Annotated in this window: 12 protein-coding genes; 5 read left to right on the top strand and 7 right to left on the bottom strand. The window is 34.3% G+C overall.

Features of this window, described 5'->3' with window-relative positions; all coding sequences use genetic code 11:
* Positions 1-238: 238 nt before the first annotated feature.
* Complete coding sequence (locus ACSG5Z_RS26840; RefSeq protein ID WP_098123484.1) at positions 239-1,537, bottom strand: hemolysin family protein; 1,299 nt, start codon at positions 1,535-1,537, stop codon at positions 239-241.
* A gap of 107 nt (positions 1,538-1,644) precedes the next feature.
* Positions 1,645-2,031, bottom strand: a complete 387-nt coding sequence (gene gloA2 / locus ACSG5Z_RS26835) for an SMU1112c/YaeR family gloxylase I-like metalloprotein (protein ID WP_435712598.1) — start codon at positions 2,029-2,031, stop codon at positions 1,645-1,647.
* A 91-nt stretch (positions 2,032-2,122) separates the two neighbouring features.
* On the opposite strand from gloA2, the gene ACSG5Z_RS26830 reads away from it, so the two are divergent.
* From ACSG5Z_RS26830 to ACSG5Z_RS26820, 3 genes are all read left to right on the top strand, one after another.
* On the top strand, positions 2,123-3,301 hold the full coding sequence (locus tag ACSG5Z_RS26830; RefSeq protein ID WP_088121265.1) for a NupC/NupG family nucleoside CNT transporter: 1,179 nt from the start codon (positions 2,123-2,125) through the stop codon (positions 3,299-3,301).
* A gap of 330 nt (positions 3,302-3,631) precedes the next feature.
* Positions 3,632-4,648 carry an LCP family protein gene (locus tag ACSG5Z_RS26825; RefSeq protein ID WP_435712597.1) on the top strand — a complete coding sequence of 339 codons (1,017 nt, stop codon included), beginning with the start codon at positions 3,632-3,634 and terminating at the stop codon, positions 4,646-4,648.
* Positions 4,649-4,882: 234 nt separating this feature from the next.
* Positions 4,883-6,145 (top strand): VanW family protein, encoded by a 1,263-nt coding sequence (locus ACSG5Z_RS26820; RefSeq protein ID WP_088121263.1) that lies wholly within the window; start codon positions 4,883-4,885, stop codon positions 6,143-6,145.
* 38 nt (positions 6,146-6,183) lie between these two features.
* On the opposite strand, the gene ACSG5Z_RS26815 is transcribed toward ACSG5Z_RS26820, so the two are convergent.
* The gene (locus ACSG5Z_RS26815) at positions 6,184-6,456 is read right to left on the bottom strand and encodes a hypothetical protein (RefSeq protein WP_087983406.1); all 273 of its coding nucleotides are present in this window, start codon (positions 6,454-6,456) and stop codon (positions 6,184-6,186) included.
* A 15-nt stretch (positions 6,457-6,471) separates the two neighbouring features.
* Positions 6,472-6,990: an RNase A-like domain-containing lipoprotein gene (locus tag ACSG5Z_RS26810; RefSeq protein ID WP_137011170.1), complete on the bottom strand. Its 519-nt coding sequence runs from the start codon at positions 6,988-6,990 to the stop codon at positions 6,472-6,474.
* Positions 6,991-7,386: 396 nt separating this feature from the next.
* Between ACSG5Z_RS26810 and ACSG5Z_RS26805 the strand changes: the two genes are divergently transcribed.
* Positions 7,387-7,935 carry a TVP38/TMEM64 family protein gene (locus tag ACSG5Z_RS26805; protein WP_137051965.1) on the top strand — a complete coding sequence of 183 codons (549 nt, stop codon included), beginning with the start codon at positions 7,387-7,389 and terminating at the stop codon, positions 7,933-7,935.
* 63 nt (positions 7,936-7,998) lie between these two features.
* On the opposite strand, the gene ACSG5Z_RS26800 is transcribed toward ACSG5Z_RS26805, so the two are convergent.
* The 3 genes from ACSG5Z_RS26800 to ACSG5Z_RS26790 all read right to left on the bottom strand — a co-directional run bounded on the left by ACSG5Z_RS26800 (position 7,999) and on the right by ACSG5Z_RS26790 (position 11,267).
* Positions 7,999-9,699: a M4 family metallopeptidase gene (locus tag ACSG5Z_RS26800; RefSeq protein WP_435712593.1), complete on the bottom strand. Its 1,701-nt coding sequence runs from the start codon at positions 9,697-9,699 to the stop codon at positions 7,999-8,001.
* Between the two features lie 168 nt (positions 9,700-9,867).
* Positions 9,868-9,993, bottom strand: a complete 126-nt coding sequence (locus ACSG5Z_RS26795; protein WP_131933998.1) for an NprX family peptide pheromone — start codon at positions 9,991-9,993, stop codon at positions 9,868-9,870.
* Positions 9,994-9,995: 2 nt separating this feature from the next.
* Complete coding sequence (locus tag ACSG5Z_RS26790) at positions 9,996-11,267, bottom strand: helix-turn-helix domain-containing protein (RefSeq protein ID WP_088061805.1); 1,272 nt, start codon at positions 11,265-11,267, stop codon at positions 9,996-9,998.
* A 199-nt stretch (positions 11,268-11,466) separates the two neighbouring features.
* Here ACSG5Z_RS26790 and ACSG5Z_RS26785 point away from each other — a divergent pair, with 199 nt between their 5' ends.
* Positions 11,467-12,930: a nicotinate phosphoribosyltransferase gene (locus ACSG5Z_RS26785; RefSeq protein ID WP_048541651.1), complete on the top strand. Its 1,464-nt coding sequence runs from the start codon at positions 11,467-11,469 to the stop codon at positions 12,928-12,930.
* Positions 12,931-12,977 lie beyond the last annotated feature (47 nt).

Here is a 12,977-nt window from a genome sequence, read left to right as displayed (position 1 = left end):
AAAAAATTCGCCTCTAAAAAAACGAGTATCATTCAGAAGAATTTTTCAGTATCCACCTTCACTATATAGCACCTTTTTTGAAAGCGCAAACATTTATTTTTCTATATATACCTTTTATAAAGTGAAACTTTAATCAGTGGGGGTTTTGTTGATCCCCCACCTAACTTCTTCGCTTTCGCTGAATTTTGAAGTAGGGGTCTTACTGCCCACAAATAGCGGGATAAAAATTTATAGAAAATCATTCTTCTACCTTCTTTATTTCCACTCGTTTAATTTGATGCATATCCTTTTCAAGAACTTTAAAAGAAAAGCCGTGTTTCTCAATAATATCTCCTTCAGCAACGATTTGCTTTTGTACCATAATCCAGCCACCAATTGTATCTACATCAGCAGCGATTAAGTGTAGGCCAAATAAATCATTTACTTCACTAATAAGCACTTTTCCCTCTACGATTTTACACCCTTCACTTATATGCTCTATAGGCGGGTGTTCATCTTCATCGTATTCATCTCGGATTTCTCCAACAATTTCTTCTAAAATATCTTCTAGTGTAACGATCCCCGCTGTACCACCATATTCATCATATAATACAGCTAATGGAATTCGTTTTCTTTGCATTTGTAATAGCAAATCATGAATAGGAATATTTTCTAACACTTCAATAACTGGTCTTGTATATGGCTTAATCGAGCACCCCTCGTCTCGATTACCATCCATATAACGAATAAATAAATCCTTTACATTAACCATCCCAATAATTTCATCTTTATCTTCACCAAATACGGGATATCTCGTGTACTTTTCTTGTGCGATTATTTTAATATGTGTTTCAAATGGTTCGTCCTCATATAAACCTACAACTTCCGTACGAGGTACCATAATTTCCTTTGCGACTCTATTATCGAATTCAAAAATATTATTTACATATTTAAATTCCCTTTGATTAATCTCTCCGCTCTCATAACTCTCGGATAAGATTAATCGTAATTCTTCCTCCGAATGAGCAACTTCATGTTCAGAAGCCGGATGTAATCCGAATAACCCTGTCACAAGCCTTGCAGAACCATTTAAAGCCCAAATAAACGGATACATTACTCGGTAAAAGTAAATAATTGGCTTCGATAATAATAAGCTAACTTGTTCTGCCCTTTGTATAGCGAGCGTCTTCGGAGCAAGTTCACCAATTACAACATGTAAAAACGTAATAACTGCAAAGGCAATAATAAATGAAACTGTACTTGCAATTGCAGGAGATAGGTGTAGTTTTAAAAACAACGGCTCGAGTATATGTTTTATAGTGGGCTCTCCTAACCACCCAAGCCCTAAAGCAGTAATTGTAATACCTAACTGACATGCTGATAAATACTCATCTAAATTCGAAGTTACTTTTTTAGCTGCCAATGCTCCTCGTCGTTTCTCACTAACGAGTTGATCAATACGACTGCTACGTACCTTAATAATTGCAAACTCAACAGCTACAAAAAATGCTGTTAACGCAATAAGGATAACTACCATCAATAATTTTAAAATATCCACATATGTCCTTTAGCTTTCTTAGCTAAAGTTACACCTCCTTTAAAAAAGAAGTTTCACTTTAGTTTCTTCATTTATTTGAAAGCAACCCTGTATAAAATTCACCAATTTCAAGCCTCATACAATTCTAAAGGCAAGCCATCAGGATCTTGGAAAAAGACAAATTTTTTATCCGTAATTTCATCCATACGTATCGCTTCAGTCTCCACACTGCATTGTTTTAAATGGTTTACAGCTTCTTCTATATTTGTAACAGCAAATGCTAAATGTCTAAGTCCAGCTGCTTCTGGAAAACTCGGGCGCTCAGGTGGACTAGGAAATGAAAATAATTCAATTTGATACTCTTCCCCTACACATAAATCTAACTTATAAGAATCTCGTTCTTTTCTATATACTTCATTTATCACTTTTAAACCTAATATCCGAGTATAAAAATCCTTTGACAGTTCATAATTCGAACAAATAATTGCAACGTGGTGCACTCTACATATATTCATGCTCTCTCTATTCCTTTCTTTACCAAAGATGCATATTCTCCCTTGAAATGAAAAACATATATAGCAGAATATCTCTTTTAGGGGGCTTACTATGAAATTTATTACTTTTTTCGTGGGACTTATCGTTGTTTTCTTCCTTGCTTATATTGCTAGCAACAATAAGAAACATATTAAATTTAAACCAATTTTCATCATGCTTATTATACAGTTGATTTTAACCTATTTATTATTAAATACAGAAATCGGCCTCATACTTATTCGGGTCATTTCCAGTCTGTTTACAAAGCTACTCGAGTATGCTGCTGATGGTATAAACTTTGTATTTGGCGGTCTTGCCAATAAAGGTGAAATGTCATTTTTCCTTACTGTATTATTACCAATTGTCTTCATTTCCGTCTTAATTGGTATACTACAACATTTCAAAATACTACCATTTTTTATTCATTGGATCGGTTACTTCCTTAGCAAAATAAATGGTCTTGGGAAATTAGAATCTTACAACGCTATCGCCTCTGCCATTGTCGGCCAATCAGAAGTTTTTATTACAGTTAAAAAGCAATTAGCTCAAATTCCAAAACACCGTCTTTATACACTTTGCGCTTCTGCCATGTCAACCGTATCTATGTCTATCGTAGGTGCCTATATGACAATGATCGAGCCTAAATATGTAGTAACCGCACTCGTTCTCAATTTATTTAGTGGTTTTATTATCATACTCATCATCAATCCTTACGACGTGAAAGATGACGAAGATATTTTAGAAATTAAAGGCGAAAAGCAAAGCTTTTTTGAAATGCTTGGAGAATACATTCTAGATGGCTTTCGCGTAGCCATCGTTGTCGGCGCTATGCTCATCGGATTCGTCGCATTAATTAGCTGCATTAATGACCTATTCCTCATTATATTCGGCATTACTTTCCAGCAATTAATCGGCTACGTATTTGCGCCTGTTGCATTCCTTATCGGTGTACCAAGTTCTGAAATTGTCACAGCTGGTAGCATTATGGCAACGAAGCTTGTAACGAATGAATTTGTGGCAATGATGGACCTTAGTAAACTTTCTAATAGCCTTTCTCCCCGTACAGTGGGGATCATTTCTGTTTTCCTCGTTTCTTTTGCCAACTTTTCTTCTATCGGCATTATTTCAGGTGCAGTAAAAGGGTTAAACGAAGAACAAGGAAACGTCGTTGCCAGATTTGGCCTTAAATTACTATATGGAGCTACTCTCGTTAGCATTTTATCTGCAATTATCGTAAGCATTATGTTGTAATTAGGTAAAATTTTATCATTTTCTTATCCCTATCTTTTGTATACAATAACGAATAGATGTCTTATAAAGTGAAACTTTAATCAGAGGGGGCTATCCCCCTCTGATTATTAGTTGAACCAATCGGGCTTTTACGGGCAGTTAACTCCCACCTAACTTCCTTGCATTCGCTAGACTTTGAGGTGGGAGTTTTACTGCTCGTTAATGCGGGATAAATAATCAAGACATCTATTTTTTATACATGTACAATCGCTTTTATTTAGCGTACAATATTTTTTATGTGTTTGAATGCGCTTCTAGATGTATACACTTTGATAGTTTTAAAGGAGAAAAATGATGAAATCCGATATGAACAAAGACACCCGAGCCAAAAAAGGAAACTCAAAGAAAAAACGCCTACTCTGGTTCCTTCTTATTCCATTACTGATTATAGCACTTGGAGCAGGAGGTTACTCCTTCCATATATACAGTAAAGCAAAGTCTGTATTAAGTAATGCCTATTCTGAACTGGGCCGCGGGGATAAATCCAGCAAACGTGAAAAAGCTGTGAAACCTATGACTGACAACATTTCCGTACTTATTATGGGTGTTGATGAAAGTGATATTAGGGACAAGAGTTATGGAAAAGCAACTCGTACGGATGCGCTATTACTTGCAACAATTAATAAAAACGATAAATCTGTTAAACTTGTGAGTATTCCACGTGACTCACGTGTCTACATTAAATCACGTGATAAATACGATAAAATTACACATGCGCACGTATTCGGTGGTGTGGATAGCACAATTGATACAGTGGAGAAATTTTTAGATGTTCCAGTTGATTACTATGTAAAATTCAACTTTAAATCATTTATCAAAATTGTCGATTCTCTTGGTGGTATTACTGTCGATGTTCCGGTTGAGTTTACAGAACAAAATAGTAAAGACGAAGCAGATGCTATTCATCTGAAAAAAGGACGTCAACATTTAAATGGAGAAGAGGCATTAGCGCTAGCTAGAACTCGTCATATCGACAGTGATTATATGCGCGGTCAACGACAACAGCTTGTTTTAGAAGCTATTGCTGCAAAAGCACTATCTCTTAATTCCATTAATAAAATCGGTGGCCTATTAGACGCTGTCGATAAAGACTTAAAAACAAATTTAACTTTTGATGATATGATGACAATTGCCAAAAATTCAATGGATTCCAATTTGAAAATGGACAAAATGCAAGTAGAAGGTACTGATAAATATATAGGTGGTATTTATTATTACGTTCCAAATGAAAAAAGCGTCAATAATATTTCGACAACACTACAAGAACATCTCGGTGTTACGAATAAAAATGAACATAAAAAATTATAATAAAAAGGCTGCTAGATCTTTCTAGACAGCCTTTTTATTATAATTTTCAACATATTTCTCGTACATATTGTGACAAAAAGATACAATTATTACAACAGTGTAACGTTTTTTATAAAAACATTACACACATAGTGGAAATAATAGTATACTAGTACGTACATAATGTTATTTTCATCATTTTTATACAAAAAATGTAATACATATATTTATACAAAAATTTCTGGGGGGAAATAAATGAAGCTAAGTAAAATACTGATCGGTTCTGCAATTACTGGGGGCATATTACTTTGTGTAGGCGGTGTTGGTGGATATCAATATGTATCCAAACTAAATAATCAATTAGATACTACTGCATTACCAAATACTACATTTGAAGGTATTTCTCTCGATGGAAAAAATAAAAAAGATATTCAAGCAATTATTAATCAAAAGGTAACTGAATTAGATCAAAAATCTCTTACCTACATATTCCAAAATGATAAACAAACGTACACATGGAAAGATTTAGGGATAAATTATAAGGAAAAAGATATTATTGACAAAATCTTTAAAGAACAAGAAGGAAACGCAATGAATCGTTACCAAATGCGGAAGCAGGCCGAAAACGGTGAATTAAAACGTGACTATAAATTAACAGCTCAATTAAATACAACTGCTTATGAAAGCTTTATGAAGGATAAATATAATGAAACATTAAAAAATCCTATTAATGCAGAATTAAGTGTTGAAGGCTCTACAGTAAATATTAGCCAAAGTCAAAATGGAGAAAAAATTGATAAAGGAAAATTAACTGATTTAACGCAGCAGGCCATTACTTCTGGCTCATCGGACGTTACATTACCAGTTACACTCTTAAAACCTGAGCGTTCTACAGAAGATATACAGAAAATGGGGATTAAAGAAGTAATTGCTGAATATTCAACTCCAATGGCTGGTCGGAATGGAAACCAGTCCTATAACGTAAATAAGTCAGCTAATACTTTAAGTGGAGTTATTGTCGCACCTGATGAAACGTTTAGTTTTAATGGCCGTGTTGGCGTAACGGATGCTGCCCATGGTTATAAATCCGCAGCAGTATTTTCACAAGGTAAAGTTATACAAAGTGCAGGCGGAGGCGTTTGCCAAGTTAGTAGCACTTTATATAGCGCAGCTTTAAGAGCAGATTTAGGAATTGTTTCTCGAAGCAATCATTCTATGCCCGTAAATTATTTACCACTTGGGCAAGATGCAGCAGTGGCAGATTATGGTCCGGATTTAAAATTTAAAAACAATACAGGCAATCATATTTATATTCAAGCATTTTCAAATGGCGGTAGTATTACTACTCGCATTTTTGGTACAAATACTGGTAAAAATGTTGAAGTTTCTTCTCAAGTAGTTAGTAGAACTGGTGATAAAATAACAGCGGTTACGTATAAAAAAGTAACACAAAACGGTGAAGTAGTATCAAATGGACAAATTTCAAAAAGCGTATATAAAAGTGCCCCAACACAATGAGACACCATCAAATTGGCAAACAAAAAGGCGTGATCTATTCACGCCTTTTTCTTTTGCAATAGTAGTAAAAAAGCTTCAAGATGGTCTTTCGTTTCTTCTAAAGACCACATGCGATTTCCTTGCTTCGCAGCTAATACACACGCCTCTTCCCAAGCGTTTTTTTTCTTCATATATAATAATTCATTGCGTAATTTCAAAACAATTTCTTCATCTTCTTGCTCTATAAACTCTTCCATCACGCCTACTATTTCATCCTCATGGATACTTAACGTACAATACGATTTGAGAAAATATTGTAATGTCGTATACATATTTACTCCCCCTTCTTATTTATCAGATGGATAAGAAGTAATGATCTTATATCCTAAATCTCCTGACTTATCTCTCGCCAAAACAGTAACAGTTTTTACTAACTTGTCTTTTACATTCATATTTTTCTTTATTACCGTTTTTCCAACTGGGAATGAATGAGTTGTATTTAATACGAGACGAGCCTCTTTAGAATTTTTTAACCAATCTTGAATTTCCTTATCATGCTGCTTCAAACTATCTTTTACAGCTTTCGTCGCTGTTTCCTTATCATAGTATGTACTTGCCGCTGATACTTTATCTGTCTTCAAGCGATTCTTCAAATCCTCTTCTGATTTTCCTACATGTCTTTCAATCGTATGACCATTTTTAGGTGGTCCTTCCATTTCATCTAAAATATTATCACTAATTTTTTCTACTGATGTCGATTGATTCCCTGTTTGTTTCTCTGTTTTTTGTTCTTTTCCTGCACATCCACTTAAGATCAGCATTAGTGTCAATAAACTACTCAAGAAAAGACTACTTATTCGTTTCATCATATCACCTCTTTCATGATTATTATCGTAACTCCACTAAAAGTCAATTTCACACCGAAAAAACATACACATTTTTAAATTCCTCACCTATTTTGCCATATTATCACCCAATTTTCATAAAATCGCTATTTTCGACCATTCTATAAATATACCCCTGTATTTTTATAATTATTTCCCGATTTAAACCACCCGTAAAACAACCAAACAAACCCTTTAAACAAAGGTTTATTCGGTTATTTTACAAAAAGTTAAATATACCCCTGATTTAACATACCCAATACCTATATAAGGTATATTGATGGTGTTTTATCAACGTTTTCTACATTATGTAAATTTGTGCTTGCCTACACAATGGAAATATGGTGTAATGCAAAAAAAGATAAAGGATTTTAAACAATGGCTGAAACAATTCAAAACTTCTTAACAGACTATTATTCAATCGCAATTCCACTTAGTATCTTAATTAACGTCATCATCAGTCTTTTAGGTTTTATCCCTAGTATTTTTTTGACCGCTATTAACATACAGCTCTTTGGTGTAACAAACGGGACCATTATTTCGATCGCAGGTGAGGCATTAGGGGCTATTATCTCGTTTTATATTTATCGTATAGGCCTTCAGAAATTCACTCACAACAAAGTAAATAAGTATCCAAAGGTAGAACGCCTACTTTATGTAGAAGGTAGAGAGGCCTTTCTACTCGTTCTATCGTTTCGATTCATACCTTTCATCCCATCAAGTATCGTTACTTTATTTGCCGCTCTAGGCAAAATGTCATTACTCTCTTTCAGTATTGCCAGCACAATAGGTAAAATACCGGCTTTGTTAATCGAAGTATATTCTGCCTATCATGTCATGAATGGAACGAATGAAGCGAAGTGGATTTTAACAATCGCGGGGTGTGTTGGATTGTTTTATTTGTGGAAAAAATGGAGAAAAAAATAAAGAAGGAGCATAGGCTCCTTCTTTATTTTTGAAGTATTTTATTAATAATACTCTCTTAAATCCTTAGTTTACACCAACAGCACTATATGATTGCTTCACTGCTGCTACTTCTGCAGAGTTAGCACCATATAAATCAGCTGCAGCTTGTACTAAACCAGCACGAGCTTGACTAAACGTAGTAGATTGAGTGAAATATTGCGTGTTTGCACGGTAATAAATCGCTCCTACTTTATCTTTACCAATACCACTCACAGTAACACCGTAATGCGTGCCACCATTCGCTAATAAATAAGCCGCTTTGTTAATAATACCGCTATTCGTATGAACGCCACCATTGTCACTAGTACCAGTGTAACGCTTAGAGTAATGGTCTGGATCACCATATTTCGTTGGATCACTCATAGAGCGAAGCGCATCTCCTGCTTTGCCAGGCGTATAAATATCTTCACCAATTTCCCAATCTGGGTTACGGTTATCATAATACTCTACTAATGTACCAAAAACATCTGAAATAGCTTCATTTAATGCTCCTGATTCATTTTGATAAATTAAATCTGAGCTATACTCTGTAACAGCATGCGTTAATTCGTGTCCAATTACATCAATTCCACCAGACAATGAAGTGAATGTTACACCATCACCATCTCCGTATACCATTTGTGAGCCGTTCCAGAATGCATTATTATACTTACTTCCGTAATGAACTGTTGATTTTAATGGTGCTCCTGCATCATTAATAGAGTTTCTGTTAAATGTAGCTTTATAGTAATCATATGTTTTACCTGCATAATAATGAGCATCTACTGCCGCTGCATCATACGCTGCATTGAAAATATTATCTGCATCTACCCATAAAGTTCCTGGCAATGTAGTACGATTTTTTGCATCATATGTGAAAATCGTTGCTCCGCGCGTATTATCTTGTAAGTAGTAAGATGAGCTAGATAACGTTGTATTAAGTGATTTTGTATCTCCTAGTACACCTTTACCAGTTCCCACTGCATTTGTTCCTGTTACAGGTTTTACAGCCGGTTTCGCTTCCTGTTTAGGAGCATCTTGCTTAACTGGCGATTTATCTTCATTTGCTACATGATCAAGTTTATTATATTTATTTAATACTTTACCACTGTCTGCTTCAATGAAATAATAGTAGTTTCCTGGACTTGGATCTAAGAAGTTTAGATTTACAACGTATGCATATGTTGTTTCCTCACCATTTTGATATACATATAAGTCCGCTTTTGGTTCTACCTCATATTTAGGTGTAACACCTAAATCTTGTTGCGCAATTTCAATTGCTTTTGCGCCTTCAATCTTATTTTTATTTTTCAATTTTTCTTTTTTGTCTAGATCAGGTGCAACTGTTCCAGACAATACTTTTAAAGAACCATCTTTACTTACATGAGCTACTTGCGTAGAACCCCATACAGGTACTCCTTCATATACTTGTTGCATACGTACTACTGTTGAATCAGTTACAGCATCTTTTTTCACTTGTTTTACTTTGAAAGAATCTTGCGCACTCTTTTCCCCTAACTTATAATCACCTTTTGCTGCGTTTAAGTAATCAAACACAACAGATTCTGCTTTCTTACCAGTCGCTCCAGTTAGATCACCAGAAATAAACTCCGGTGACTGTACTGTCTCATTGTACTTCTTCGTAGAGAGCACATTTTTAGAATCTGCAAACGCAGAGCCTGTCCCTCCAAACGTTGTAACTGCCATTCCTGTCGCTAACACTAACGCTAAACTTTTCTTTTTCATGAATCTTCCCCCTAATAAATTATTTTTTGAAAAAGAGTAGTTTTATCGTAGCACTATGTTTCCACTATTAATATACTAAAAATTCAAATAATTTTTTTCTCAAGTTTTGTAGAATTTTGAGGAACAAATATTGAAAAAAACCCCTTTCCGATTGGAAAGGGGTTTTTATTAAGAATTTATTACTTCTATTAGTTCTTTAGCTTGACCATACATATCTCCAGTCCAAGCATATTGAGGTTCTAACACTACTAATATAGCCACTAATGCTAGTGCACCAAAAATCATTTTCTTCATATTCATCTTCCTCCCTTTTCTTCTAATAAATTAATAGTTAGTCTATAATACCGATTACTTTCTTGGAATTCTAATACTTCTTCATGATATTTTGCTAATTCTAAATATACCTTTTTCAAATCTTTTTTATTTTCCTCTTGCTTAAAAAATGTTAAAGCTTCTGTTTCTAAAAACTTTTTATACACCCCCTTCTCTTCAAAATATTTATATTGAAGTATTAAAAGTGTATATAACATACTTTTATACTTCTCATCTCTTTTCGCAACTTCTATCCCTTTATTAATCCACTCTTTTACTTCTTCAAATTCCTTCAATTCAATACATTGCAATGCAATCTCATATACAGCATCAATATAATCTAAATCTTCTTCCTTCTTGTATTGTAAACATTGTAAATAATACTCTTTCGCTTTTGCATAATCCTTTAAATGGTAATGTAAATACCCCATGTTATTTAGAGCAATCGCTGTTATGTTATCTTTATCCGCAAAAGAATTAGCCTCTCTTAAAATATTTCTATAAATTCCTAAAGCTTCGTTATATTGTTTTTTCTGTATATAACTTAACCCTATCAATAACTGGCAATTAATCACATGACGAAATTTATATTCATTCTTAAAGCCTTCCATAGCTAAATGAGCAAAATGTAAAGCCATATGTTCTATTTCTAATTCATTATAAACAAGAGCTAAATTATAATAGATTCCAGTTTCATAATAGCCTTGTTCTTTCGCCATCACTTCAGTTTGAACTAAATAATCTAAGGCCGTTTTATATTTATGCTGTAAAAAATAATATAGACCTTTACTATACGTATATAATAATTTCTGAAATGGCGAATACTTTTTGTACATCTTTTTTAATCTCTCTAATTCTTCTTCAACAGCCAGAAAATCTCGTTTCATAATTAAATAACGCGTATACAGCAGTTTATAATAATTTATAATTTCAAAATCCAAAACATGCTTCATTTCACCTTGCAACTCTTCATATATGCGTTCTACTTGCGGCTTGTCCAAATGAACTAGTGCATTCAACCATTCATCTAGCTTCCCCTTCACGTCTTCTTCTACATCTCTCAAATCCGTCACGGCAATTTCTAACCTTGTGCAGAGCAATTGTAGAATTTCTTCTGATGCCTCGATCTTTCCATTTTCGATTTTACTTAAGTATGAGACAGAACAAATGCCCTGACATAATTCTTCTTGTGTCATTTTTTGCTGTAGCCGTTTATAAAAGACTTGTTTGCCTATTTTTTCTAATGTTTGTTGCATTGTCCTCCTCCATTCTCATTACCCCCATTACTCTAATAATACATAAAATCTTGAGAAATATAAATTGATAAATGTTAATTTTCTAAAAAATATGCAATATTTCATTTTTTTCCCTCTTGACTCTACTTTCATATCCATTCTTTGCTACGAGCGATTAAAAATTGGTATACTATAACCAAATTATGGAGGTGTTTTCGCGATGACTTATTATAAAGACGATAGCTATGCCTTACATACAGATTTATATCAAATTAATATGGCTTATACATATTGGAAAGATGGTATTCATAATCGCCGCTCGGTGTTTGATTTATACTTTCGAAAGCTTCCATTCGAGAACGGTTATGCTGTTTTTGCTGGCCTTGAAAAGATTGTAGAGTACATAGAAAACTTCAGCTTTACCGAAAGCGATATCGCTTATTTAGCAGAATTACAATTTGAAGAAGAATTCCTTCATTATTTACAAAATATGAAATTCACTGGGACCGTTCGAAGTATGCAAGAAGGTGAAGTTGTATTTAATAACGAGCCTTTATTACGTGTTGATGCACCGCTCGGTGAAGCACAAATTATTGAAACTGCCCTGTTAAACATTGTGAATTACCAAACATTAATTGCAACAAAAGCTGCTCGTATGAAGCACGCTGCAAATAATGATGAACTTTTAGAATTTGGTACAAGACGTGCCCACGAGTTTGATGCAGCTCTTTGGGGCACACGCGCTGCCTTTATTGGTGGTTTCTCATCTACGAGTAACGTACGGGCTGGGAAGCGCTTCGGAATACCTGTAGCAGGCACACACGCTCACTCTTTCGTTCAAGCATATCGCGATGAATATGTCGCGTTTAAGAAATACGCTGAAACTCATAAAAAATGTGTCTTTCTCGTTGATACATACGACACTTTAAAATCAGGTGTTCCAAATGCGATTCGCGTCGCGAAAGAGTTTGGGGATCGTATCGATTTTTATGGAATTCGCCTTGATAGTGGTGATATGGCTTATTTATCTAAAAAGGCAAGAAAACTACTAGATGAAGCTGGGTTTACAAATACAAAAATTATTGCTTCTAGCGATTTAGATGAATACACAATTATGCACTTGAAATCTCAAGGCGCAAAAATTGATGTATGGGGCGTTGGAACAAAATTAATTACGTCCTTTGAACAACCAGCGTTAGGGGCTGTCTATAAACTTGTTGCGATTGAAGATACTGATGGAAAGTTAAATGATACAATTAAAATTTCATCTAACCCTGAAAAAATTACCACTCCAGGACTGAAACGAATTTATCGCATTATCAATCGAGTTAACGATCATGCAGAAGGCGATTATATTGCATTAGATTCTGAAGAGCCAGGAAAAGAAGAACGTTTAAAAATGTTTCATCCTGTTCACACGTATATAAGTAAATTTGTAACAAACTTTGAAGCACGCGAACTGCATAAAGACATTTTCATTAACGGCGAAAGAACATATGAACTACCAGGTATATTAGATATTCAAAAATATAATGAACAGAGTCTCGCACTATTTTGGGAAGAATATATGCGAACTTTAAATCCCGAAGAGTACCCTGTCGATTTAAGTCAAGAATGTTGGGATCATAAAATGAATTACATTCAAACCGTTCGAGAACAAGTTGAAAAAAATATACAAAAATAAAACAGAGAAGCTTTTCCTTCTCTGTTTTTTCAATACGATATGTATCT

Source organism: Bacillus pretiosus (assembly GCF_051294775.1).
In the GTDB taxonomy this organism is placed as follows: Bacteria; Bacillota; Bacilli; order Bacillales; family Bacillaceae_G; genus Bacillus_A; species Bacillus_A wiedmannii.
This window is presented reverse-complemented; position numbering and strand designations above follow the sequence as displayed.